Raw genomic sequence first — 22,730 nt, forward strand, 5'->3', positions numbered from 1 at the left:
CATGGGGCCGCTCCGTCACGGCTACAGGTCCAGCTTCGCCAGTTCCGTGCGCGAGGAGACGCCGAGCTTCGGGTAGGCGTTGTACAGGTGGTAGCCCACCGTGCGGGGGCTGACGAACAGCTGCTCGCCGATCTGGCGGTTGGTGAGGCCGTCGGCGGCGAGGCGCACCACCTGGAGTTCCTGCGGTGTCAGGAGTTCGGCGAGGTCGGGTTTGGACTCGACGGCCGTCGAGTCGCCCGCCGCGCGCAGTTCCCCTTGGGCGCGTTGCGTCCACGGGACCGTGCCGAGCCGCTCGAAGACCTCGGTGGCCTCGCGCAGGTGCGCGCGGGCCTCGTTGATGCGGCGCACGCGCCGCAGCCACTCGCCGTACAGGAGCTCGGTGCGGGCCCGCTCGAACGGGTCGATGTCGTCGGCGCGGTGCAGCTCCACGGCCCGTGCGAAGTGCGTCCCGGCCTCGGCCTCGGTCGCGAACAGCGCCCGGCAGCGCTCCACGAGCGCCTCCCAGTAGGAGCGGCCCGTCGCGTCGGCCCAGTCGGCGAACCAGTCGAACGCCTCCTTGACCTCGGGGAGCCGCCCGGAGCGGAACGCGGCCTCCACGAGTGTGGGCACCTGCATCAGGACCTCCATGGGCGTGACGCCCTCGGCGATCCGCAGGAGCCGCTCGAACGCGGCCTCGTAGCGGCCGAGCCCGAGTTCCAGGAGCCCCAGGGCGGTGTCGGCGGGGATCACCGAGTCCTCGGGCGCGTCCTGGATCGCGGCGGCCACGAGTTCGCGGCAGCGCCGCTCTTCGCCGCGGATGGCGGCGATCGGCAGTAGGACCCAGATGCGGCCCTGCATGAGCGCCCGGCGGTCGTTCTGCTCGTGCGCCAGCTCGATCGCGCTGGAGGCGGACGCCTGCGCGTCCGCATATCGTCCATAGTGGAACTGCGTCTGCGCCTGTACGAGCAGCGCCTGCACGAGCGGGCTCATCGCGCCGCGCTCACGGCATGCCCGCACCTGCTCGGCCGCGGCCTGGTACGCGGCCGGCACGTCACCGGCGAGGAACCGCCAGCGCGCCGCCAGCACCTGGTCGAAGGCCTGGAAGTCCTCGTGGAGCGGCTGGTAGTAGTCGTAGAGGGAGCGCAGCGCGTCGACCGCCTCCCCGGCGGTGTCGTCGGGCTGGCGGTTCAGGCCGGCCGCGGCGCGGGCGAGGCGGCGCACCCAGGCGTTGTTGGAACCGCCGTACTTCGAGGCGAGCCCGGACGCGTACTTCACCTTCGTGAAATCGCCGGTCTCCCAGGCGTTCCAGACGCCCCGCAGCAACGGGTAGCCGGTGTTCTCGTGGCCGGTCGCGGCGTAGTGCTCGGCCGAGTCCATCCACACGTCGAAGCCCTTGGAGTTCCCGGCCCAGGAGAGGATCGTGGCGCGGATGAGCGCGGTGCGGGCCAGGAGCACGTGGTCGTCGGTGAGCCGCTCGGCGGCCTCGGCGAGTTCGACGGCCTTGCCGGTCATGCCTGCGACGTAGGCGCATTGGGCGGCCTCGGTGAGGCGGCGAGCCCGGCGGCAGGGGTCAGGGGTGAAGCTCGCGGCGCGCTCGAGGGCGGCCATCTCGGCGACGCAGCCGCCGCGTTCGGCCTCATAGGACGCAATGGCTTCGAGTGCGGCGGCGGCCTTCTCGTCCAGGCCCGTGGTAGCGGCGGCGAGGTGGCGGGCGGCGCGGATGTCGCCGTCGCCGAACGCCTCGGAGAGGGCCCGGTGCGCTTCGATGCGGCGGGCCCGCGGCGCCGAATGGTAGGCGGTGGAACGGATCAGCGGGTGCACGAACTCGATGCGGCCGCGGTGGTACCGCAGCAGATCGTCCACTTCGGCCGGTTCGAGGTCGTCCAGGCTCGCGTCCAGTTTCGCGGCGGCCTCGGCGATCACGGCGGTCTCGCCGGTCTCCTCGGCGGCCGCGAGGAGCATGATCGTGCGCGTGCCCTCGGGGAGGGCGATGATGCGTTCCGTGAACGCCTGCTTGATTCGGGACGTCGTGGAGTAGCGGCTGTTGGAGGTGTCGGCGCGCAGCAGCGACTCCTCGTTGTCGGCGGCCGGAAGCTCCAAGAGCGCCAACGGGTTGCCCTCGGCCATGCGCAGGATCCAGTCGCGGCCGGTGAACGGGATCTCGTCGGCGCGCATGTCCAGGATCGCCTGCGACGCATCGAGGTCCAGCGGGCCGAGCGTCAGCTCCGGAATGCCCGGGGCCGGGAAGTCCGGGGCGAACCCGTCCCGCACGACCAGGACCATCGTGATGGACTCGGTCGAGAGGCGCCGGGCGGCGAACAGCAGTGCGTTGGTGGAGTCGCGGTCGAGCCAGTGCGCGTCGTCGATGACCACGTACACCGGCTGCTTCGCGGAGGCGTCCACGAGCAGGTTCAGCAGGGCGAGCCCCACCTGCAGCGAGTGGGCGCGGCCGGTGCCGTCGCCCATGCCGAGCGCGGTCCGCAAGGCCTCGGACTGGGCTGCGGGGAGGCGGTCGATCCGGTCCAGCAACGGGTGCAGCAGCATCTGCAGCCCCGCATACGACCATGTGTGCTCGGCTTCGACGCCGAGGGTCCGCAGGACGGTGAACCCCTCGGCGCGCGGGATGACCGCGTCGACGATCGCGGACTTGCCGATCCCCGGCTCGCCGCGAACGACGAGCGCGCCGCCGTGGCCGACGCGGGCGCCGTCGAGCAGGGCCTGGATCGAGTCGAGCTCCACGTCGCGGCCGTACAGCACCGGCCGGTCGGCGTGGTCGGACTCGTCCGAGAACGAGGGGGCGCCGTGTTCGGCGACGCCCGAGCGCGCGCGCGTGGGGTGGGCGATGGGTTTCACGGCGGCTCCATCCTCAGGACGACCGGGGACGCCTCCAGCGTAGCCACGAGCACCGCCTACTCGCATCTGTCATTCGACTGGGGTCGACTGGGGCGCCCGCCACCGGGTCGAACGCCCGCACCGACCGGGTTCGGGTCCCAGTCGCCGAGCCCAGTCGTCCGACCGGGGCGCACGCGCCCGTCCGGGCCTAGCGTCGACGGCATGACCGCACCGACAGAGACGCAGATGGCAAGGGACACAGCGCCTGCACGGCGCGCCCTCCGCTGGGCGCCGGCGCTGTGGGCGGCTTACGCGCAGGCCGTGGCCTTCGCGGCAGCCGCAGTGACCGCGTTCCTGGTCACCGACATCGCCGCCGAGTTCCACGCTTCGCCGGGGACGCGGCTGTGGCCGCTCGGCGCCTTCGCGCTCGGCCTGGTCGTCGCGGCCAACGCGACCCGCCGCAACGGCGCACTCGGACACGCCCGCTTCACCGGGGCGATCGCGTTGGGGGCGTTGGCGCTCGGCGCACTCGCATTGGCGCTCGCGCCGCACTTCGGCTTCGCCGTCGGCGCGGCCGGTGCGTTCGGCGTCAGCGCCGGGAGCGCGATCGCGCTGTCGGGGCGGGTGCTGGCCGCCGCGGAGATCGGCGACGGCTCCGCCTCGGTCGCGCTCGCCTCCGGGGCGCTCCTGGCCGGGATCGCGGCGGGTGTGGGGTCGCTGTTCGCGGTGCCGCTGTACGGCTGGCGGGGCGTGTTCGGTCTCGTGGTGGTCGCGGCGGTGCTGGCGGCGTGGAAGTTCGCGGAATATGTCCCGGATGATGACGCCGCGTTAAGGAAATGTGACGTGAGATTCGCCTGAGTTCCATGGGCACTCTGGGGTTTCGATGTCACGATGAGGTCGTCCGGGTATTCGGAGGTTTTACCCGGCACGCGGGCACCGGCCGTCCTGTGGCGGTGTCCGGAGAAGGCCCTGGGGAGGTTCGAGACCCCGGGGCCTTCGCCATGTCCGCCTGCGGTTCCCGGCCGATCGTGCCGATGCGTGCCGGTGCGCGCCGATGCGTCTCGGCACATGCCGCTCCGAGCAGTTCGGCCGTTCCGCCTCCCGCTTCCTGAAGCCGCCTTCAGGCGTCTTCAGCGTGGCTTCAGGTTCCCCGCGCCAGACTCGTCCTGAGTCGAGATTCGGCTCGCATGTTTCATCGAGCGGGGCCCGGCGCGGAGGACGCCGGATTCGAGCGGACGACCCACGATCTCCTGGGCGAGTTCGGCAGTGCGGATGAGGGCGTCAAGGTCCACACCGGTCTCCACACCCATGTCGTGGAGCATGTGGACCACTTCCTCGGTCGCCACATTGCCGGAGGCGCCCGGAGCGAACGGGCAGCCGCCGATCCCGCCCACACTGGCGTCGAACTCCACGACGCCGCGATCGAGCGCAGTGAGGAGGTTGGCCAGGGCGGTCCCCCGGGTGTCATGGAAGTGCATGAGCATCGGCAGTTCGGTGCCGACGCCCCCTTGAACGGCGTCGAGCAGGTCCGTGACACGGCGAGGGGTCCCCATGCCGGTGGTGTCGCCGAAGGCGACTCGACCGGCCCCCGCGGCCTCGGCCGCCTCCACGATCCGGGCGACCTTCGCGGGCGCGATGTCGCCCTCGAAGGGGCAGCCGAAGCTCGTGGCGATGATGACCTCGACCGAAGCCAGGTTCTCGCGGGCCAAGGCGCAGATGTCGGGCAGCTCGGCGAGCGATTCGGCGACGCTGCGCCCGATGTTGGCGCGGTTGTGGGTCTCCGAGGCCGAGACGACCAGCTCGACGGCGGTGAACCCGGCGTCGAGGGCCCGCTGCACGCCGCGGGCGTTCGGGGCGAGGGCGCTGTAGCGGATGCCGGAGTGCTTCTCGACGGCCGCCCACACCTCGGCGGCGTCGGCCATCTGCGGCACGGCCTTGGGGCTCACGAAGCTCACGGCCTCGATGCGGGAGAGTCCGGTGCGCGAGAGCGCGTCGATGAGCCGGATCTTGTCCGCGGTCGGCACAGGGGGTTCGTTCTGCAGGCCGTCGCGAGGAGCGACCTCGCGCAATGAGACCCGATCGGGCTGGTGCATGTCCGCCTCCCCGCGGCCGCGACCCGTTGCGGCCCACCCGCCCATGCTAACCCCCGATCCCGAAATACGGGACGGACGCGAAGAGGAAAGGAGTCGCTTTCACGATCAACGAGCAACGAAAGCCGGAGGCGACTGGTCGCTGAGCGACGACCAGCGCAACGGGCAAGGAACTGGACGCCCGCAGCGCGAGCGCTGGAAGCGCGCCTGGTCCCCGCCATCGCTACAGCCAGGACTGGCGCAATCGACCAAACGGCGCGGACGCGCGCCGAATGCAGCGGCAAACTCGCGTAAGCGCGGGGCGGTGACGCGGGCTCGCATAAGGGTGGTGTGGCGGGTGGGCGGGGCGGGGGGGCGGGGGGGGAGGCCCCCGAAGCGGCCGCTTCTCGCCCCTCGGGCTAGCCCGGGTCGAGGGCTCTCAGGGCCGCCGCTCGCAGGAGGGCCGCGGTCTCGTCGGCACTGACCTCGTCGCCCAGGGACAGGTACGGGGTCGAGTTCATGAGGCCGAAGGCGCCGTGGGCGAGCACGCGGGCCTGCTCCGGTTGGAGGCCGGGGCGCAGGCGGCACAGGACGCCCACCCACTCCTCGACGTACACGCGCTGCAGCTTGCGCACCTGCCGCCGCGGCTCCTCCGGGAGCCGGTCCAGCTCGTGCAGGTGCAGGATGACGATCTCCGGCGAGTCGATCACGACCTCGAGGTGGAAGTCCACCAGCGCCTCGAGCGCGGCCTGCGGGTCCTCCGAGTGCAGCGACGCCCAGTGCCGCCCGCCCGCCAGGAGCCGCTCCGAGACGGGGATGAGCGCGTCGGCGAGCATCTGCTCCTTGCCGCCCTTGAAGTGGTGGTACAGCGCCGGCCCGGTGATGGAGGCCGCCGCGCCGATGTCGTCCATCGACACGCCGTGGTATCCGTGCTTGGCGAGCAGTCTGACGGCGACATCGAGGATCTCGCGGCGGCGTTTGGAGCCGCCCCGGCTATCGGCATTCATCTCCACCTCGATGAGGCTACTCGTGCGTACTCGCCCGAGCAGGGAGCAAAAGCCCACTTTCGCCAGGGCGCAGGTCGTGAATCGGCCCGTACGCGGACTCGCCGCACCCCGGCACGCGCGACGATCAGGCCAGGAGGCCATGGGCCCGTAGGCGGACCCGCCGCACGCCGCCGCGCGCGACGATCAGGAAAGCATCGGTCCCGTACGCGGACCCGCCGCACGGCGCCGCGCGCGACGATCAGGAAAGCATCGGTCCCGTACGCGGGCCGGCCGCACCCCAGCCGGTGAAGGCGGGAATGCGGCCGACGTGTCGAGCAGTGCAGTTGTGGTTGTGCCGCTCCAGGTGAGCCGCTGCGGGAGACCGGACACATCGCCTCCCGCGGCGCGCCGCCTAGGGCTCGTTCGGCGGCATCGGGCGGTCGGTCCCGCGATCGGTCCCGCGGTCGGTCCCGCGACCGGTGCCGGTGCCGCGCGGCCGGGCGCCCTCGGCCATCGCGCCGCCCATGGTGCCCGCCTCGCCCATCGCGCCCGTCGCCGGGGCCTGGGTGTCGGTGCTCGTCCCGTACCGGTCCGAGCTGTACGTCTGCGACATCGACGAGGTCGCGTCGCCGCTCCTGCCGGTGGCGGTCTTCATCTTCCCGGCCTCGTCCTCGGCGCTGTCGAGCATCCGCTCCCAGCGAGCACGCATGGGGCCGACGAGCCCGCCGCCGACGCCGACGATGACGACGCCCGCGACCATCGCGAGGACGGTCCACATGATCGGCGTGGTGACCGTGGTGGCGATCCCGACCTGCCCGAACGCGGCGACCGCGCCGAAGAACACGATCGCGACCTGGCAGATCCGCGCCACGGTCTTCCCGTAGCTGGTCTCCTCGAGGGTGCCGCTGACCAGGCCGTACACGGCATTGGCGATCGCGAACGCCACCACGACGATGACGAGCGCGACGAACAGCTGCGGCAGCCAGCCCACGAGCTGGTTGATGAGGGTCGACACGGGGTTGTTCCCGAACGCGCCGAACGCGAGCTGCAGTGTGAACAGCAGCAGCGCGAAGTACACGAGCTTGCCGAGCAGGTCGCTCAGCTCGAACTTGCCGGTGAAGCGGCGCAGGCCCGATTTCGCGCCGACCTTGTCGAGGCCGACCTTGTGAAGCAGCTTGCCGACGAGTTTGCCTATCCACTTGCTGACGATCCAGCCGACGATGAGGATCGCCAGGAACGCCAGCGCGCGGGGCAGAAATGCTACGACGCTGTCCATCATGTTCTGGAAGCTCTGCGAGATGTCCATCTCCGCAGGCTAAGCCGGTTACCGCCGCTATTCGGGCGGTTTGCATAAGAAACACCCGACACCGGGGTAACTCGAAACGGTCACCCCGGACATTGCGCCCTAGGTGGGCCAAGTCCGCCAGTGCATCCACGACTTCGAGGGGGTCGGGCCGCGCTGGTCCTGGTAGCGGGAGAAGTTGGCGCCGGCGCCGTACGGGTTCTCGGCGGGGCTGGTGAGCCGGAAGACGCACAGCTGGCCGATCTTCATGCCGGGCCACAGCGTGATGGGGAGGTTCGCGACGTTGGAGAGCTCGAGCGTGACGTGCCCGGAGAAGCCCGGGTCGATGAACCCGGCGGTGGAGTGGGTGAGCAGGCCGAGGCGGCCGAGGCTGGACTTGCCTTCGAGGCGCGCGGCGAGGTCGTCGGGGAGGGTGAAGACCTCGAGGGTGGAGGCGAGCACGAACTCGCCGGGGTGGAGGACGAACGGCTCGTCGTGGCCGACCTCGACCTCCGCGGTGAGGTCGTCCTGCTGCTTGGAGGGGTCGATGTGGGTGTACTTCTGGTTGTTGAACACCCGGAAGCGCCGGTCGAGGCGGACGTCGATGCTGGAGGGCTGCACGAGCTCGTCTTCGAACGGCTGGATGCCGAGGCGGTCGTTCTTGACGGCATCGAGGATGTCGCGGTCGCTAAGCAGCATGCGCCCAGGTTAATGGTCGGCCTGTAGGCGCAGCTCAACGGGCCCGAGGATGCGTGCGCGGCTCACGGTGCGGCGGGCGGGACGGCGTAGGCGACGGTGCCGAGGTCGTGGTACTCCCAGCCGGCGGGGACGAGGTCCGCGCACTCGTCGAGGTCTTCGGCGCAGACGATGGCGTCCATGGTCTCCGGTGGGGGCGGGGTCTGGCCGGGGACGATCGACTGGAGGGCGTAGAGCTCGGTGTCCTCGGGGAGGAGGATCCACCAGGCGTACTCCCAGGAGTCGTTGCCTTGGACGATGCCGACGCGTTCGGGGTCGACCGCGGCGACCGCGGCGGCGGCCTCCTCGTACTGGGGCAGCCATTCCTGGCGGCGCACGAAGCGCTCTTCGAGGTCGGTGACGCTGAAGACGGACCAGGTGCCGGCGAGGCGGCGCGGGTAGCCGTAGGCGACGGTGAGGATGCCGGCGAGCGAGGCGACGACGGCGACCACGGTGACGAGGACGCAGGCGGCCCGGCGGCGGCCCCGTTCGCGGGCGGTCGCGGCGAAGCCTTTGACCAGGGCGGCGGCGAGGAGTCCGGCGGCGGGGGCGCCGAGGACGACGAGGAACATGACGAGCCGGTTCACCCAGGGCTGCCAGGAGACGGTGCAGACGACGCCGATGAAGGCGACGGCGAGTGCGGCGGCGTAGGCGCGGCGCAGGGCGGGGCCTTTGACGGCGAACCAGACGAGGCCGGCGAGGGCGGCGAGGCCGGTGACGGGGAACGCGGCGCGGTCTTCGTCGGGGTACCAGGCGCGCACGGGGAACGTGGTGGTGCCGAAGGTGATCCGGGGGTCGTTGGGGTCGACGCCCATGAGGTTCGCGAGGCCGTTGATCAAGGCGGCGAACCCGTCGGAGAGGGGGAACAGGGGCGTGTCGAGGTTGGTCTGCGCGATGCGGAGGCCGTTGACGAGGAGCAGGCGCGGGTCGAGGGTCTGGACGCCGATGGATTCGCGCAGGACCTCGGGGCCGAGGGGGTGCCCGAAGGCCTGGTGCATGCGCAGGAGGAAGGGCCCGACCAGGACGAGGGCGATGGCGAGGACGGCGAGGGACGCGGCGACGGTGCCGGCGCGGGCGGTGGCGGCCCGTGAGGCGTCGGCGCGGGAGCACCGCTGGGGGCTGCGCCCGCAGAGGCAGGGGCGGCGCCGCCGGCCGTCGCGCACGAGCCGGCCGATGCCCCAGATGAGCAGGAGCGGGGCGGCGGCGAGGAGCCCGGTGCTCTTGGTGACGGCGATGAGCCCGAGGGCGAGTCCGAGGTAGAGCGCGTCGGAGCGGGGGGCGGTGACGCGCAGGAGCGCGTCGCCGGGCCGGGTGAACTCGTCGAGGACGACCGTGGCGAGGCACGCGACCCAGGCGGCGGCGACGAGGTCGACCTGGGTGCTGGAGGCCTGGAGGAGCACTTCGGGGGTGGTGGTGAGGATGAAGACGGTGGCGAGCTGGGCGACGGGTCCGCCGCCGAGCTGCGCGGCGATCCGGGAGGCGGCGAGGGCCGCGCCGACGCCGGCGAGGAGCTGGAGGAGGTTGTAGGCGCCGTCGCCGCCGGAGACGAGCCGCAGGTGGGTGAGGAGGTATTCGGAGCCGGGCCCGATGTCGACCTGCCGGTGGATGTCCGTGGGGTAGACGGCGACGGAGGCGTTCTGGATCCAGTGCTCGATGCGCGGCAGGTGGTAGGTCTGGGAGTCGAAGTTGTTGGGTGACGAGCTGATCGCGAGGACGGCGACGCTGATGGCGAGGATCGCGATGACGCAGCCGAGGGCCCACTGCCAGGCGGGGGCCGCGGCGGCGGCGGACTTGGTGCGCCGCCAGGTGCGGCGGGTGGCGCCGCGGCGCGAGCGCAGTTCCTCGCGGAGGGCGCCGAAGGCCTGGCCGCGGCCGCCGGAGCCGTCGTCCGGGGTTACGTCCCGAACAGCGCGCGCGAGCACGGCGGCGACGACGGCGACGGTGGCCGCGATCCACGCGGCGAGCACCGTGAAGGTGGTCAGCGCGGTGAACGCGGAGGCGGCCTCGACGACACCGACCGCGTACGCCCCCAACAGGATCGATGCCCGCACGACGGCGAGCCGCGCGGGGGCGAGGACGGCCCCGTCGCGGGGGCGGAGGGCGTAGGCGAGCGCCGGAAGCAGGAGCAGGAGCCACAGGACGAGCAGCACTGCTTCATTCAACACGACCCGTCCGGCCGATGCCGTCCTGGCATGAGCGCGTTATGGTTGTGCAATCTTGTTCGATCCGCGGGATGGGGCAGCAATGCTGTTGTCGATTCTCGTTCCGGTCTTCAATGAGGAACGCCTCGCTGCCGGAACGTTGAAAGAGCTGCTCGCAGTGGAGTTCCCCTGCGAGACCGAGATCGTTGCCGTCGATGACGGCTCCCGCGATCGTTCCTGGGAGGTCCTCCAGACCTTTGAGGACAATCCACGGGTGCGGTTGATCCGCCACGACCGCAACAGAGGAAAGGGCGCGGCGATCCGCACGGCGGCCAAGGCCGCCCACGGCGACCACGTCGTCGTGTTCGACGCGGACGGCGAGTACGACGCCAACGACCTGCCCCGGCTGCTCACGCCGGTCCTCGACGGCAAGGCCGAGGTGGTGTACGGGTCGCGCTCGTTCGGCTCGCACTCGGCCTACTCGTTCTGGTACGTGATGGGCAACAAGGGCATCACCCTGGCCGCGAACATCCTGTTCAACTCGTACATCTCGGACCTGGAGACCTGCTACAAGCTCCTGCCGCGCCAGATGTACCTGGACTTGAACATCCGCTCGGGCGGCTTCGGCATGGAGGCCGAACTGACCGCGAAGCTCCTCAAAATGGGCATCCGCCCCTATGAGGTGCCGATCTCCTACACGGCGCGCAGCCGCGAGGAGGGCAAGAAGATCACCTGGACGGACGGCGTGCAGGCCCTCTGGCTCCTCGGCCGCGAGCGCGTCCGCCGCTCCAAGCGCTAGCCGCCCCTCACGCGGCGGCGGTGCGCCATTCCTGGTGCTCGTCGCCTTCGGTGCAGGGGCTGAGCGTCGGCGTGCCCTCGAGGGCGGTCAGGCAGTGGTTCCCGTCGCCTTCGGCGCGGACCGTCCAGAAGTCGGCCTGCTCCGTCTCGCCAGTGCCCGCAAAGTCGGTGCGCACGTATGTGAACTGCCAGGTCGTGCCCTCGCACGCCGCTGCGAAGCCGAGCTGCTCGGCGTCCCATTCGATGCAGCCGAGCGGCTCGCCCTCCGCGTCGGCGGCGCTGATGCGCAGCGCCTCGCCTTCGGCGGCGAACACGAACTCGTCGATCCCGTCCTCGCCGCACGCCCCCATCGCGGTGCTCGGCGCGGCCTCGTCGGCGTAGCCGAGCAGGCAGTCGCCGCTCGCGGCGTTCACGAGCGGCCCGGTGCCCGGGGCCGCGGGCGGCGTCGCGGCGGCCGCCTCACTGGTCGCCGCATCGCCAGGCGCCTCCTCATGCGGGGCCCCCGCCGATGAGGGGTCCCCGCCGGTCGGGTCCGCGCTCGCGCCCTGCCCTTCCGGTTCGTCCTCGTCGAAGAACTGCATGGCGCCCAAGGTCAGGGCGACGGCGGCGACCACGGCCGCGAGCCCGAGCAGGACGCCCCGCCCGCGCCGCCGCTGGGGCGGCGGAGGCGGAGGCGGAGGCGACGGCGGCAGGGCGGCGGCCGGCACGGGCGCGGGCGGGCGCGACGGTGACGACGACACCAGCAGGTCCACTGTGGTGCGGTTGGGTTCGGGCGGCGGGGCGACCGGTTTCGCGTGCGCGGCGGCCACTCTGCACTCCTGGGCGAACATCGCCGCGGAGGCCGGGCGGTCCTCGGGGTCCTTCGCGAGCGCCCAGTCGACGAGTTCGGCCACCGCGGTCGGCACGTGCGCGGGCAGCGGCGGCGGGGCCTCGTGCAGGTGCCCGGCGATCACGGCCGCGGGCGAGTCCCGCGTGAACGGCCTGGCTCCGGAGAGGCATTCGTAGGCGATGACGCCGAGCGCGTACAGGTCCGACGCCGCCGTCGGCGCTTCGCCGCGCAGCTGCTCGGGCGAGGCGTAGCCGACGGTGCCGAGCGCGGTCCCCGCGGCGGTCAGTGCGGCGCCGTCGCGGCGCATCGCGATCCCGAAGTCCAGCACCGTGGGCGCGCCCTTGGCGTCGACGATGATGTTGGCGGGCTTGACGTCCCGGTGCACGATCCCGGCCCGATGCGCGGCCTCGAGCGCGTCCGCGATCTGCGCGAGCAGGGGCAGCGCCCAGTGGGCGGGCAGCGGCGCGTGCCGCTCGATGACCGCGTGCAGCGACGGGCCCTCCAGGTACTGCATGACCAGGTAGGTGACGGCCTCGCCGTGCTCGTCGCGTTCGGCGCGGACGTCGAAGACATCGACCACGCCGGGCGCGTGCAGGGCCGCGACGGTGCGGGCCTCCTCGACGAAGCGCCGCCCGAAGCGCTCGTCGTCCGAGAGCGCCGCGTGCAGGACTTTCAGCGCGACGGTCCGGCGGAGCATGGTGTCCTCGGCCCGCCAGACCTCACCCATCCCCCCGGCGCCGATCCGTTGCTGGAGGAGGTAGCGGCTGCCAAGCAGCACACCGGGTCTCGTGAGGAGCATGGCGCCGATTATGACCGCCTCCGGCCACTACGCGCAGTTCGCACGAGGCCTGCCGAGCGTGACCGGTCGGCTGACGGATGCGGCTACCGTCGTTCGGTTCGTAGCGTGGCCTGGGACGGGCCGCCGCACCGGCGGCCCGGACGAGGGGGCACCACCATGAACGAGAGCGCGAACGGCGTGCGGCAGTGGCTCGAGGCCGCGGCCCGGCCCGTGGACGACTTCGCGGCGCTGCGCGGCATCATCGGCGACGCCGAGGTCGTCGCCTTCGGGGAGACCACCCGCGCCGCCCACGAGATCGACCACTACCGACTGCAGGCCTTCCGGTTCCTGGTCGAGGAGCTCGGCTTCCGGGCGCTCGCCGTCAACGACGACGCGATCGTGGCCGAACGCCTCGACGACTACGTGCGCCGCGGCGACGACGACCCGGCCGAGGCGCTCGGCGCGGCCTGGCCGCCCTGGCGCACCGAGGAGACCGTCGCGGTCCTGGAGTGGATGCGCGCCTACAACCGGGAGCACCCCGCGGACCCGGTGCGGCTCTTCGGCACCAACGCGGCCGGGGCGCAGGCGTATCACTACGACGCGGTCGTCGACTACGTGCGCCGCGCGGCCCCGGGCCGCCTCGACGAGCTCAAGGCCCATCTCGCTCCCCCGCGCAGCGCCCACAGGATCGACGAGCACGTGCAGCGCTTCCGCGGCGTCCACCCGGGCAAGCCGTTCGCCGAGTCCGCCCGCGAGGCCCACGACCTCGTCGCGTCCCTGCCCGCCGACCCCGAGCGCGACCACGTGCTGCGCTACGCCCGGACCATCTGGGAGCACCATTCGTCCACCGTGGCGGCGGGCGTCGACTTCGGCGCGGCCATGAAGCGGGTCGCCGGGGAGATCCTGCGGCAGCACGAGCGCACCGGCGCCAAGACCGTGTTCTGGGACGGCATCGCCGCCGTCGCCGCCTCCGACGCGATGTCGGTCGGGATCGGGTCCGGCGAGCCGTTCACGTCCGTGGGCGGCCACCTGCGCGAGCGCCTCGGCGCGAAGTACCTGCCGGTCATGATCGGGTTCGGCGAGGGCGAGATCCACGAGGGCGTCAAGGTGCCCGCGCCGCCGGCCGACTACGTCGAGGCGGTCCTGCGGGGCGACGAGCCGTTCGTCCTCGACCTGCGCACCGCGCCCGAGGAGGCCGCGGCGTGGCTGCGGGGCAGCCGCAAGGTGCGGGTCGTCCCCGGGGTCTACGACCCCGCCGAGGACGAGAAGCACCACGTGGTCGCGCCGTCGTTCGCCGCCTGGTTCGACGCGTTCGCGTACTTCCCGCGCATCGGGCCGACCGCGGTCCTGCGGTCGCGTTGAGCCTCAGAGCAGGACGACGTCGAGGCGGCGCGGGCCGTGCACGCCCTCGACGCGCTGCAGCTCGATGTCGCTCGTCGCCGAGGGCCCCGAGATCCAGGTCTGCGGGGCCGTGGGGTCGAGCATCGGCAGCGCCTCGGCGAGGTGGCCCCGGATCTGCTCGCGCCGGACCACCACCACATGGTGGTCCGGCACCAGCGTGATCGCCCTGCGGCCCTGGGCCGCACCGGTGTCGAGCATGATCGTGCCGGAAACGGCGACGGCCGCGGCGCAGCCGGTGAGGACCGCGTCCATGCCGTCGAGGTCCGCTGTGGACAGACCGGTGTCGGGGACGAACTCGGCCCCGCCGAGCCGCCAGTCCGCGGGGAGGTCGGCGGGCACGACGACCCGCTTCGCGTCGCCCAGGGCCGCACTGATCGCGGCGAGGCCGTGGTGGACGTTGGCCTTGTAGTCGACCAGCCGGTCGATGAGCATCGCGGTGGTGTCGGTGTCCGCCTCCAGCGCCCGCCGGTACTCGCGCGGCGGCTCGGGGGCCTCGCCCGCGCCGTCCAGGGCCTTGCGCATCCGCGCCAGGATCTCCTCGCGCGCCGTGGGTCTCGTGGTCATCGGCCCCGCTCCTTCCACCAGTCCCGGAAGTCCTCCTTCGGCGGCACCGGCAGGTCCCGGCTCACCGTCCACCGCGAGCCCGGCCACGGGAGCCGGCGCAGGAAGCCCTTGCGGCGCCAGGGCGTCGACCCCAGGCGCGCGGCGCGCAGCGCGGCCCGCCAGAGTCCCGGCCGGGACATCACCGCCGCGGCCGCGCGCATCGCGGCCTGCTCCCCCGCCTGGTGCGGGCCCTGCTGGCGCAGGTGGACGAGCACTTCGGGGATGTTGATCTTGACCGGGCAGACCTCGTAGCAGGCCCCGCACAGGCTCGAGGCGTACGGCAGGTCGTCGTGCCGCCCCGGTTCGAGCTGGGGCGCTAGGATCGCGCCGATCGGGCCCGGGTAGACGTGGCCGTACGCGTGCCCGCCCGTGCGCTCGTACACCGGGCACACGTTGAGGCAGGCCGAGCAGCGGATGCACGAGAGCGCCTGGCGCCCGACCTCGTCGGCGAGCACGCCGGTGCGCCCGTTGTCGAGGAGGATCACGTGCACGTCCTTCGGCCCGTCGCCCTCACGCGCGCCCGTCCACACGGAGGTGTACGGGTTCATCCGCTCCCCTGTGGAGGAGCGCGGGAGGAGCTGCATGAAGACCTCGAGGTCCGCGAAGCGCGGCAGCAGCTTCTCGATGCCCACGATGCTGATCAGCGTCTCCGGCATCGTGAGGCACATGCGGCCGTTGCCCTCGGACTCCACGACGACCAGCGACCCGGTCTCGGCGACGGCGAAGTTCGCGCCCGAGACGGCCACCTTCGCCGAGAGGAACCGGCGTCGCAGGTGGAGCCTCGCGGCCTCGGCCAGCGCGGCCGGCTCGTCCGTCAGCCCGCTCGGCGCGTCCCCCATCCGCTGGTCGAAGATGTCGCGGATCTGGGTGCGGTTGTAGTGGATCGCGGGCACGAGGATGTGGCTCGGCTTGTCCTCGGCGAGCTGCACGATGAGTTCGGCCAGGTCGGTCTCGTAGGCCTTGAGGCCGACGTTTTCGAAGTGCTCGTTGAGCTCGATCTCCTGGGTGGCCATGGACTTGACCTTGACGACTTCGCCGGCCCCGGCCTCGCGCACCAGGCGTGCGGCGATCTCGTTGGCCTCCTTGGCGTCCCGGGCCCAGTGGACCTGGGCTCCGGCGGCGGTGGCGTTGCGTTCGAACTCGACGGCGAGTTCGGGGAGGCGGTGCTGCACGTCCGCTTTGATCGCGGCGGCGGCGTCGCGCAGGGGCTCCCAGTCGTCGAGCTCCCCGGCGACGCCTGCGCGCTTGGCGCGGATGGTGCCGGTGGCGTGGGCGAGGTTCTTGCGCAGCTGCGGCATGCCGAGGGCGACCTTGGCGGCCTTGGGGAACGGCGCGTCGGCGGGGATGAGCGAGGCGGCCGGGACGAACGAGGGCTCGGTGGTCATGCGGTGCTCGCGAGGATCTCGGCGTAGTGGATGGGGCGCGGGCCGCCTGCGCGGCTGATGCCGCCGCCGATGTGGGTGAGGCACGAGTTGTCGGCCGCGGCGAGGTACTCGGCGCCGGTGCCGGCGGCGTGGCGGCATTTGTCGGCGAGCATCGCGGAGGAGACCTCGCTGTTCTTCAGGGCGAAGGTGCCGCCGAAGCCGCAGCACTGGTCGGCGGCGGGCAGGTCGACCAGTTCGATGTCGCGGACGGCGCGCAGGAGCCGCATCGGCTTGTCGCCCAGGCCGAGTGCGCGGGTGCCGTGGCAGGTGGGGTGGTAGGTGACGGTGTGCGGGAAGCGGGCGCCGACGTCTTCGACGCCGGCGACGTCCAGGAGGAACTCGGAGAGTTCGTGCACGCGGTCGCCGATGTCGGATCCGGTGAGGTGCGGGTACTGGTCGCGGGCCATGGCGGCGCAGGATCCGGAGGGGGTGACGATCGCGTCGTACTCGCCGAAGACGGCTTCGAAGGCGCCGGCGAGCGTCGCGGCGTCCTTCTTGTAGCCGGAGTTGGCGTGCATCTGCCCGCAGCAGGTCTGGGCTTCGGGGAAGTCGACGTCGTAGCCGAGGCGTTCGAGGATCTGGACGACGGCCTTGGGGGTCCCGGGGAAGAGGGCGTCGTTGACGCAGGTGATGAACAGGCCTACGCGGGGCATGGCGGCCGGGTCTCTGCGGTGGCGGCGGGGCCGGGACGGTCGGGTCGTGCTGCGGTGTGGTTCATCGTGTCGCCTTGGCGCGCTTGGGTTTGGGGGCGGGTTCGGTGGTGCGGGCCGCTTCGAAGGCGGCGCGGTGCCGGATGCGGGAGCGTTCGAGGTGGCGGCGCATCGCCTCCTCGGCGGCAAGCGGTTGCTCGGCAATGATAGCGTCCGCGACCGCCAGGTGCTCGACCTCGGTCTCCTCGATCGACTCGGGCTCGATGTAGGCGCGGTGGAGGTGCAGGTGCGCGTCCAGGCGCCGGATCGCCTTCGCGAGCTGCGCGCTGCCGCTCAGCTCGGCGACCGCGTTGTGGAAGTGCGCGTCCGCCTCGGTGAACAGGAGCTTGTCGGCCCCCGCGTCGGGGGTGCGCGCGGCGGTCAGCAGCGTGTCCGCCTCCGCCGCGGCCGGATCGGCCGCGAGCCCCCGCTCCGCGGCCCGCCTCGCCGCCCGCGGCTCCAGCATCATGCGGATCTCGAAGAGGTCGTCGAACTCGGCGGCGGAGAGCAGCGGCTCCACGGTGTACCCGCTCAAGGGCCGCCGCGCGAGCAGGCCCTCGGACTCCAGGCGCGCCAGCGCCTCCCGGATCGGAGTCTGGGAGAACGCGAGCTGCTTGGCGAGCCCGTCGATGCTGAGTTTCGCGCCGGGGACCAGCTCGGAGCGCATGATGCGGGACTTGAGCTCCGTGTAGGCGTCGTCCGCGAGCGTGCGCTTCCCGGGGGTCGCTGATCTAGCCGTCATGCGCACGATCCTATAGGATAATCTCGCGGCGGCAGGGCTCAGCTCGACACGGGCCACCGCCGCGCCCCTGCCGCTCCCATTGGAGGCTCCCGTGGTCGCAGACCCGCATTCGCTCCCCTCGCGCACGCTCGGCGACACCGCCGTCGCCGTGACCGCCGTCGGGCTCGGCTGCGCGCCGCTCGCGGGGCTGTTCGCGCCCGTCGACCCGATGGTCGCCGCCGCCACCGTGGACGCCGCGTGGGACGGCGGCATCCGGCACTTCGACACCGCCCCGCACTACGGCGCCGGGCTCTCCGAAGAGCGGCTCGGCAGCGCGCTCGCCGGCCGGGACCGCGACGCGTTCACCTTGTCCACCAAGATGGGCCGCGTCCTGGTCGACCACGAGGGCCCCTGGGACATCTGGGGCGAGCCCAACGGCAAGGCCGCCGTCTTCGACTTCTCCTACCGCGGCGCGCACGACGCCTACCTCGGCAGCCTCGAGCGCCTGGGCACCCCACGAGTCGAGATCGGCCTCATCCACGACCCCGACGACCACCGGGCCGAAGCCCTCGCCGGGACCCACAAGGCCCTCACCGAGCTCAAGGCCGCCGGGCGCATCGGCGCGGTCGGCATCGGCATGAACTCGACCGAGGCCGCGGCCGACCTCCTCGCGCAGGCCGACTTCGACGTCGCCCTCATCGCCGGCCGCTACACCCTGCTCGACCAGTCCGCCCTGGACCGGCTCTACCCCCTCTGCACCTCCCGCGGCGTCTCGGTGATCGCCGCGGGCGTGTTCAACTCCGGCATCCTCGCCGACCCCAAGCCGGGCGCCCACTTCAACTACGCCGAGGCCGACCCGCGGGTCCTCGCCCGGGTCCAGGCGATCGCCTCGATCTGCGAGCGGTACGACACGCCGCTGCGCGCCGCCGCGCTCCAGTTCCCCGCCGCCCACCCCGCCGTCGCGTCGATCCTCGTCGGCGCGCGCACCCCCGCAGAGGTCGACGAGGCCCTCGCCATGTACGCCCACCCGATCCCCGGCGCGCTGTGGCACGACCTCAAGCGAGCCGGGCTGCTGACCGAGGAGGCACCCGTACCGTCATGAGCGCACCGCACGTGATCGACGCCCACCACCACATCTGGACCGCCGACTACCCCTGGCTCGCCGGCGCCCCCGAACTGGAGCCGATCCGCCGCGACTACGGCGTCGCCGACCTCCGCGCCAACCTCAAGGCCGCCGGGGTCGACCGCACGGTCCTCGTCGAGGCCGACTGGGGCCACCCCTCCGAGACCGTCGAGTTCATGCACCTGGCCGGGGCCGTGGAGGAGATCGCCGGGGTCGTCGGCTTCATCGACCTCCTCGACCCGCACCTGCCGAGCACGCTGGCGCGGTACGCGAACCACCCCCGCGCCCGCTACCTGGTGGGCCTGCGCGACCAGGTCCAGGGCCGCCCCGAACCCGACTTCCTCACCCGGCCCGAGGTCATCGCCGCGCTCAGGCGCATCGCCGGCACGGTCCCCACGTTCGACCTGATCGTGCGCGTCGACCAGCTCCCGGCCGCCGCCGAGGCCGCCGCGGCCGTGCCCGAGCTGCAGTTCGTGCTCGACCACCTCGGCAAGCCCCAGGTGCGCGACGGCGACGCCGGCCTCAAGGCCTGGCGCGAGGCCGTGACGCCGCTCGCCAAGCGGCCCAACGTGACCGCGAAACTCTCAGGCCTCGTCACCGAGGCCGACTGGCGGCACTGGACACCTGCGGACCTGCGGCCGTTCGTGCAGGCCGCCCTCGAACTGTTCGGGCCCGACCGCCTCATGTTCGGCTCCGACTGGCCCGTCTGCGAACTGGCCGCCACCTACACCCGCGTCAAGGACGCCCTCACCGAAGTGCTGGGGCGCACCGACCCCGACGTCTTCGGCGGCACCGCCGCCCGGACCTACCAGCTAGGAGAGCAATGAAGTACCTGCGCATCGGCCGGCCCGGCTACGAGACGCCCGTGGCGCTCACCGGCGGCAAGTACTACGACCTCTCGGGCCCCATCGGCGACATCGACGGCGAGTTCCTCGCACGCGGCGGCATCGGCACCACGGCCGGCTTCCCGGAGATCGACATCGCGGGCGAGCGCATCGCCCCGCCGATCGCCAAGCCCTCCGCGATCGTGTGCATCGGCATGAACTACGCCGCGCACTGCGCCGAGTCCGGCGCCGAGCCGCCCGCCGAGCCCGTCGTGTTCTACAAGCACCCCAACACGATCGTCGGCCCGAACGACGACGTGGAGATCCCCCGCGCCTCGACCCGCACCGACTGGGAGGTCGAGCTCGGCGTCGTCTTCGGCAAGCGCGCGTCCTACCTGGAGTCCGAGGCGCAGGCCCTCGACTGCATCGCCGGGTTCGTGGTCGCCAACGACCTCTCCGAGCGCGAGTTCCAGATCGAGCGCTCCGGCGGCCAGTTCTCGAAGGGCAAGGCCTGCCCCACCTTCACCCCGCTCGGCCCGTACCTGGTCACGCCCGACGAGATCGCCGACCCGCAGGCGCTGCGCATGTGGTCCAAGGTGAACGGCGAGATCCGCCAGGACTCGAACTCCAAGGACATGATCTTCTCCGTGGCCCGCATCATCCACCACATGTCCCAGTTCATGGCCTTCGACCCGGGCGACCTGCTGCTCACCGGCACCCCCGAGGGCGTCGCGCTCTCCGGCCGCTTCCCCTACCTCGCGGCCGGCGACGTCGTCTCCGTCGGCATCGAGGGCCTGGGGCACACCGAGAACCCGACGGTCCAGGCGTGACCGTCACCGCCGTGGACGTCCTCGACGTCCGCTTCCCCACCTCGCGGAGCCTCGACGGCTCGGACGCGATGAACCCGGACCCGGACTACTCGGCGGCCTACGTCGTGCTCCACACCGACGACGGCCATGAGGGGCACGGGTTCACGTTCACGATCGGACGCGGCAACGACATCTGCTGCGCCGCCATCGAGACGCTCAGCGAGTACGTGGTGGGCACCGATGTGGACGGTCCGGCCGCACTCGGCGACCTCTACCGGCGCCTCACCCACGACTCGCAGATCCGCTGGCTCGGCCCCGAGAAGGGCGTCATGCACCTCGCGGCCGCCGCACTGGTGAACGCGGCCTGGGACCTCGCCGCGCGCCGCGCCGGACTGCCCCTGTGGCGGTACCTCTCCGGTCTGAGCCCGGAGGAGGTCGTCGACTGCATCGACTGGCGCTACCTCTCCGACGCGCTCACTCCCGAAGAGGCCCTGGCGTTCCTGCGCGAAGCCGAGGCCGGCAAGGCCGAGCGGATCGAGGAGGTCGAGCGGAACGGCTACCCGGCGTACACCACCTCGCCGGGCTGGCTCGGGTACGACGACGAGAAGGTCGTGCGCCTGGCCCGCGAGGCCGTCGCCGCGGGCTACACGCAGATCAAACTCAAAGTGGGCGCCGACCTCGAGGACGACCGCCGCCGCTTCGCCGCCGCGCGGTCGGCCGTCGGCCCCGGCGTCCGGATCGCGGTCGACGCGAACCAGCGCTGGGACGTCGACCAGGCCGTGGAGTGGATGAAGGCCCTCGCCGAGTTCGACCCCTGGTGGATCGAGGAGCCCACGAGCCCGGACGACGTGCTCGGCCACGCCGCGATCCGGAAGCGGCTGGCGCCGATCAAGGTCGCCACCGGCGAGCACGTCCACAACCGGGTCATGTTCAAGCAGCTCCTGCAGGCGGGCGCGATCGACTTCCTCCAGCTCGACGCCGCGCGCGTCGCCGGGGTCAACGAGAACCTCGCGATCCTCTTGCTGGCCCGGAAGTTCGACGTGCCGGTGTGCCCGCACGCGGGCGGGGTGGGCCTGTGCGAGCTGGTCTGCCACCTCTCGATGTTCGACTACACCTCGGTGAGTGCGACCATGGAGGACCGCGTGATCGAGTACGTGGACCACCTGCACGAGCACTTCACCGCGCCCACCGTGATCGAGCGGGGCCGCTACCGGGCCCCGACCGAACCGGGCTTCTCCGCTGAGATGCGGCGCGACAGCCTGGTCCGGTTCTCCTACCCGCACGGTCCTGAATGGAGGAGCAACTGATGAGCGGTACCAACGGCTTCGAGGGCCTCACCGCCGTGATCTCCGGAGGCGCCTCCGGCATCGGCGCCGCCGCCGCGGACGCGTTCGCCGCCCGCGGCGCGAACGTCGCGGTGCTCGACCTCAACGAGAGCGGCAAGCACTGGTCCCACAAGTGCGACGTGTCCGACGACAACCAGGTCCGCCTGGCCGTCGCCGCCGTCAAGGAGCACTTCGGGGGCGTCGACATCGTGGTGAACAACGCCGGGATCGGCGCCGTGGGCACCGTCGAGGAGAACTCCGACAAGCAGTGGTTCCGCGTGCTCGACGTGAACCTCCTCGGCATGGTGCGCCTCTCCCGCGCCTGCCTGCCGCACCTGCGCGAGTCCGCGGCCCCGGCGATCGTGAACACCACCTCGATCGCCGCCCTCACCGGCCTCGTGAAGCGCGCGCTGTACTCGGCGTCGAAGGGCGCGGTGCACTCGCTGACCCTCGCCATGGCCGCCGACCATGTGGCCGAAGGGATCCGCGTCAACTGCGTCAGCCCCGGCACCGCCGACACCCCGTGGGTGCAGCGCCTCCTCGAGCAGGCCGACGACCCGGCCGCCGAGCGCGCGCGGCTGGAGGCCCGCCAGCCGACCGGCCGGCTCGTCACCCCCGAGGAGGTCGCGGCCGCGATCGTCTACCTCGCCGACCCGCAGAACAAATCCCTCACCGGCACCAGCCTCGCCGTGGACGGCGGCCTCGCCGGGCTGCGGATCGTCCGCTAGCCGGCGGCCCCGGCACGGCGCCAGGGTCATGCGGAACCGCTGCCGGCCGATCGGTTGTCCGAGACGGTCGAAAAGGGAGGAGGTTCACCGGTGACATCCTCGCCCGCGCTTCGATGCGTCTTCCATGTATACGGGCCGCGGCGGCCAGTCGCGACCGTGCCGAACCTGGGAGAGCGCGGTGCCGCAGGCACCGCACGGCGAAAGGCATCCACATGGACAACGGGAAGGTCGCTTCGATGAAGCGCCGTATCAAGTCCGGTGCGGCGATGGCCGGTGCCGCGGTGATCGCGGGCCTGGGACTGACCGCCGGCCCGGCGCAGGCCGAGGGCGAGTTCGAGACCGAGTTCATGGCCGGCGGCTGCGCCTCGGGATACGTCTGCGGCTGGCAGGACACCGACTACGACGGCGACAAGCTCGTCAACTGGCGGGTCGGCGGCGTCGGCACCACCTACGAGATCGGCCGCAGCGGCGACAACGCGATCTCCTCGATCTCGAACGAGTCGAGCAGGGCGCTCCGCCTCTACGCGAACGACGGCGCCACCGGGGCCTACTTCTGCCTCGGCGCGGGCGCCGACGTCCGCAACCTGAGCGGGCTCGAACCGAGCCGCAACAACTGGATCGAGAGCATCCGCGTCGTCTCGGCCTGCTAAGGGC

General features: G+C 72.2%; 20 protein-coding genes. 9 read left to right on the forward strand and 11 right to left on the reverse strand.

Annotated elements, in window-relative coordinates; translation table 11 throughout:
* Positions 1 to 21 precede the first annotated feature (21 nt).
* Positions 22 to 2,832 carry a helix-turn-helix transcriptional regulator gene (locus QWI33_RS19400; RefSeq protein WP_289958804.1) on the reverse strand — a complete coding sequence of 937 codons (2,811 nt, stop codon included), beginning with the start codon at positions 2,830 to 2,832 and terminating at the stop codon, positions 22 to 24.
* A gap of 201 nt (positions 2,833 to 3,033) precedes the next feature.
* On the opposite strand from QWI33_RS19400, the gene QWI33_RS19405 reads away from it, so the two are divergent.
* Positions 3,034 to 3,669, forward strand: coding sequence for a hypothetical protein (locus tag QWI33_RS19405; RefSeq protein ID WP_289958805.1), 636 nt, complete (start codon positions 3,034 to 3,036; stop codon positions 3,667 to 3,669).
* Positions 3,670 to 3,941: 272 nt separating this feature from the next.
* On the opposite strand, the gene QWI33_RS19410 is transcribed toward QWI33_RS19405, so the two are convergent.
* From QWI33_RS19410 to QWI33_RS19430, 5 genes are all read right to left on the reverse strand, one after another.
* Positions 3,942 to 4,904: a hydroxymethylglutaryl-CoA lyase gene (locus QWI33_RS19410; RefSeq protein ID WP_289958806.1), complete on the reverse strand. Its 963-nt coding sequence runs from the start codon at positions 4,902 to 4,904 to the stop codon at positions 3,942 to 3,944.
* Between the two features lie 395 nt (positions 4,905 to 5,299).
* Positions 5,300 to 5,887 carry a TetR/AcrR family transcriptional regulator gene (locus QWI33_RS19415; protein WP_270118844.1) on the reverse strand — a complete coding sequence of 196 codons (588 nt, stop codon included), beginning with the start codon at positions 5,885 to 5,887 and terminating at the stop codon, positions 5,300 to 5,302.
* Between the two features lie 391 nt (positions 5,888 to 6,278).
* A complete protein-coding gene (locus QWI33_RS19420; RefSeq protein ID WP_289958807.1) occupies positions 6,279 to 7,172 on the reverse strand; it encodes a mechanosensitive ion channel family protein in 894 nt (297 codons plus the stop codon).
* Positions 7,173 to 7,271: 99 nt separating this feature from the next.
* On the reverse strand, positions 7,272 to 7,847 hold the full coding sequence (gene dcd, locus QWI33_RS19425; RefSeq protein ID WP_289958808.1) for a dCTP deaminase: 576 nt from the start codon (positions 7,845 to 7,847) through the stop codon (positions 7,272 to 7,274).
* 62 nt (positions 7,848 to 7,909) lie between these two features.
* The gene (locus QWI33_RS19430; protein ID WP_289958809.1) at positions 7,910 to 10,048 is read right to left on the reverse strand and encodes a hypothetical protein; all 2,139 of its coding nucleotides are present in this window, start codon (positions 10,046 to 10,048) and stop codon (positions 7,910 to 7,912) included.
* A 79-nt stretch (positions 10,049 to 10,127) separates the two neighbouring features.
* Here QWI33_RS19430 and QWI33_RS19435 point away from each other — a divergent pair, with 79 nt between their 5' ends.
* Positions 10,128 to 10,823, forward strand: a complete 696-nt coding sequence (locus QWI33_RS19435; protein WP_289958810.1) for a glycosyltransferase family 2 protein — start codon at positions 10,128 to 10,130, stop codon at positions 10,821 to 10,823.
* A gap of 7 nt (positions 10,824 to 10,830) precedes the next feature.
* Here the strand turns inward: QWI33_RS19435 and QWI33_RS19440 are convergent, their stop codons facing one another.
* Positions 10,831 to 12,450 carry a serine/threonine-protein kinase gene (locus QWI33_RS19440; RefSeq protein WP_289958811.1) on the reverse strand — a complete coding sequence of 540 codons (1,620 nt, stop codon included), beginning with the start codon at positions 12,448 to 12,450 and terminating at the stop codon, positions 10,831 to 10,833.
* Between the two features lie 156 nt (positions 12,451 to 12,606).
* Here QWI33_RS19440 and QWI33_RS19445 point away from each other — a divergent pair, with 156 nt between their 5' ends.
* The gene (locus QWI33_RS19445; protein WP_289958812.1) at positions 12,607 to 13,791 is read left to right on the forward strand and encodes an erythromycin esterase family protein; all 1,185 of its coding nucleotides are present in this window, start codon (positions 12,607 to 12,609) and stop codon (positions 13,789 to 13,791) included.
* 3 nt (positions 13,792 to 13,794) lie between these two features.
* On the opposite strand, the gene QWI33_RS19450 is transcribed toward QWI33_RS19445, so the two are convergent.
* The 4 genes from QWI33_RS19450 to QWI33_RS19465 form a co-directional block, all read right to left on the reverse strand.
* Positions 13,795 to 14,394, reverse strand: a complete 600-nt coding sequence (locus QWI33_RS19450) for a LutC/YkgG family protein (RefSeq protein ID WP_289958813.1) — start codon at positions 14,392 to 14,394, stop codon at positions 13,795 to 13,797.
* Complete coding sequence (locus QWI33_RS19455; protein ID WP_289958814.1) at positions 14,391 to 15,818, reverse strand: LutB/LldF family L-lactate oxidation iron-sulfur protein; 1,428 nt, start codon at positions 15,816 to 15,818, stop codon at positions 14,391 to 14,393. Before QWI33_RS19455 ends, QWI33_RS19450 begins: the two co-directional genes overlap by 4 nt.
* Positions 15,815 to 16,510, reverse strand: a complete 696-nt coding sequence (locus QWI33_RS19460; protein ID WP_289958815.1) for a (Fe-S)-binding protein — start codon at positions 16,508 to 16,510, stop codon at positions 15,815 to 15,817. Before QWI33_RS19460 ends, QWI33_RS19455 begins: the two co-directional genes overlap by 4 nt.
* 61 nt (positions 16,511 to 16,571) lie before the next feature.
* Positions 16,572 to 17,288, reverse strand: coding sequence for a GntR family transcriptional regulator (locus QWI33_RS19465; protein WP_289958816.1), 717 nt, complete (start codon positions 17,286 to 17,288; stop codon positions 16,572 to 16,574).
* 91 nt (positions 17,289 to 17,379) lie between these two features.
* On the opposite strand from QWI33_RS19465, the gene QWI33_RS19470 reads away from it, so the two are divergent.
* From QWI33_RS19470 to QWI33_RS19495, 6 genes are all read left to right on the forward strand, one after another.
* On the forward strand, positions 17,380 to 18,369 hold the full coding sequence (locus QWI33_RS19470) for an aldo/keto reductase (RefSeq protein ID WP_289958817.1): 990 nt from the start codon (positions 17,380 to 17,382) through the stop codon (positions 18,367 to 18,369).
* Positions 18,366 to 19,217, forward strand: a complete 852-nt coding sequence (locus tag QWI33_RS19475) for an amidohydrolase family protein (RefSeq protein WP_289958818.1) — start codon at positions 18,366 to 18,368, stop codon at positions 19,215 to 19,217. The genes QWI33_RS19470 and QWI33_RS19475 overlap by 4 nt, the downstream gene beginning before the upstream one ends.
* Complete coding sequence (locus tag QWI33_RS19480; RefSeq protein WP_289958819.1) at positions 19,214 to 20,044, forward strand: fumarylacetoacetate hydrolase family protein; 831 nt, start codon at positions 19,214 to 19,216, stop codon at positions 20,042 to 20,044. The genes QWI33_RS19475 and QWI33_RS19480 overlap by 4 nt, the downstream gene beginning before the upstream one ends.
* Positions 20,041 to 21,330: an enolase C-terminal domain-like protein gene (locus QWI33_RS19485; protein WP_289958820.1), complete on the forward strand. Its 1,290-nt coding sequence runs from the start codon at positions 20,041 to 20,043 to the stop codon at positions 21,328 to 21,330. The genes QWI33_RS19480 and QWI33_RS19485 overlap by 4 nt, the downstream gene beginning before the upstream one ends.
* Positions 21,330 to 22,076, forward strand: coding sequence for an SDR family NAD(P)-dependent oxidoreductase (locus tag QWI33_RS19490; protein WP_289958821.1), 747 nt, complete (start codon positions 21,330 to 21,332; stop codon positions 22,074 to 22,076). Before QWI33_RS19485 ends, QWI33_RS19490 begins: the two co-directional genes overlap by 1 nt.
* A gap of 236 nt (positions 22,077 to 22,312) precedes the next feature.
* On the forward strand, positions 22,313 to 22,726 hold the full coding sequence (locus QWI33_RS19495) for a peptidase inhibitor family I36 protein (protein WP_289958822.1): 414 nt from the start codon (positions 22,313 to 22,315) through the stop codon (positions 22,724 to 22,726).
* Positions 22,727 to 22,730 lie beyond the last annotated feature (4 nt).

The organism is Glycomyces tritici, assembly GCF_030403505.1.

What these genes read in the sequence shown, in the direction of transcription:
- dcd (WP_289958808.1), bottom strand. Translation starts at nt 7,847, where the DNA reads ATGCTGCTTAGCGACCGCGACATCCTCGATGCCGTCAAGAACGACCGC.
- QWI33_RS19435 (WP_289958810.1), top strand. Translation starts at nt 10,128, where the DNA reads ATGCTGTTGTCGATTCTCGTTCCGGTCTTCAATGAGGAACGCCTCGCT.
- QWI33_RS19455 (WP_289958814.1), bottom strand. Translation starts at nt 15,818, where the DNA reads ATGACCACCGAGCCCTCGTTCGTCCCGGCCGCCTCGCTCATCCCCGCC.
- QWI33_RS19440 (WP_289958811.1), bottom strand. Translation starts at nt 12,450, where the DNA reads ATGCTCCTCACGAGACCCGGTGTGCTGCTTGGCAGCCGCTACCTCCTC.
- QWI33_RS19460 (WP_289958815.1), bottom strand. Translation starts at nt 16,510, where the DNA reads ATGCCCCGCGTAGGCCTGTTCATCACCTGCGTCAACGACGCCCTCTTC.
- QWI33_RS19490 (WP_289958821.1), top strand. Translation starts at nt 21,330, where the DNA reads ATGAGCGGTACCAACGGCTTCGAGGGCCTCACCGCCGTGATCTCCGGA.
- QWI33_RS19420 (WP_289958807.1), bottom strand. Translation starts at nt 7,172, where the DNA reads ATGGACATCTCGCAGAGCTTCCAGAACATGATGGACAGCGTCGTAGCA.
- QWI33_RS19405 (WP_289958805.1), top strand. Translation starts at nt 3,034, where the DNA reads ATGACCGCACCGACAGAGACGCAGATGGCAAGGGACACAGCGCCTGCA.
- QWI33_RS19415 (WP_270118844.1), bottom strand. Translation starts at nt 5,887, where the DNA reads ATGAATGCCGATAGCCGGGGCGGCTCCAAACGCCGCCGCGAGATCCTC.
- QWI33_RS19495 (WP_289958822.1), top strand. Translation starts at nt 22,313, where the DNA reads ATGAAGCGCCGTATCAAGTCCGGTGCGGCGATGGCCGGTGCCGCGGTG.
- QWI33_RS19465 (WP_289958816.1), bottom strand. Translation starts at nt 17,288, where the DNA reads ATGACGGCTAGATCAGCGACCCCCGGGAAGCGCACGCTCGCGGACGAC.
- QWI33_RS19410 (WP_289958806.1), bottom strand. Translation starts at nt 4,904, where the DNA reads ATGCACCAGCCCGATCGGGTCTCATTGCGCGAGGTCGCTCCTCGCGAC.
- QWI33_RS19480 (WP_289958819.1), top strand. Translation starts at nt 19,214, where the DNA reads ATGAAGTACCTGCGCATCGGCCGGCCCGGCTACGAGACGCCCGTGGCG.
- QWI33_RS19445 (WP_289958812.1), top strand. Translation starts at nt 12,607, where the DNA reads ATGAACGAGAGCGCGAACGGCGTGCGGCAGTGGCTCGAGGCCGCGGCC.
- QWI33_RS19475 (WP_289958818.1), top strand. Translation starts at nt 18,366, where the DNA reads ATGAGCGCACCGCACGTGATCGACGCCCACCACCACATCTGGACCGCC.
- QWI33_RS19450 (WP_289958813.1), bottom strand. Translation starts at nt 14,394, where the DNA reads ATGACCACGAGACCCACGGCGCGCGAGGAGATCCTGGCGCGGATGCGC.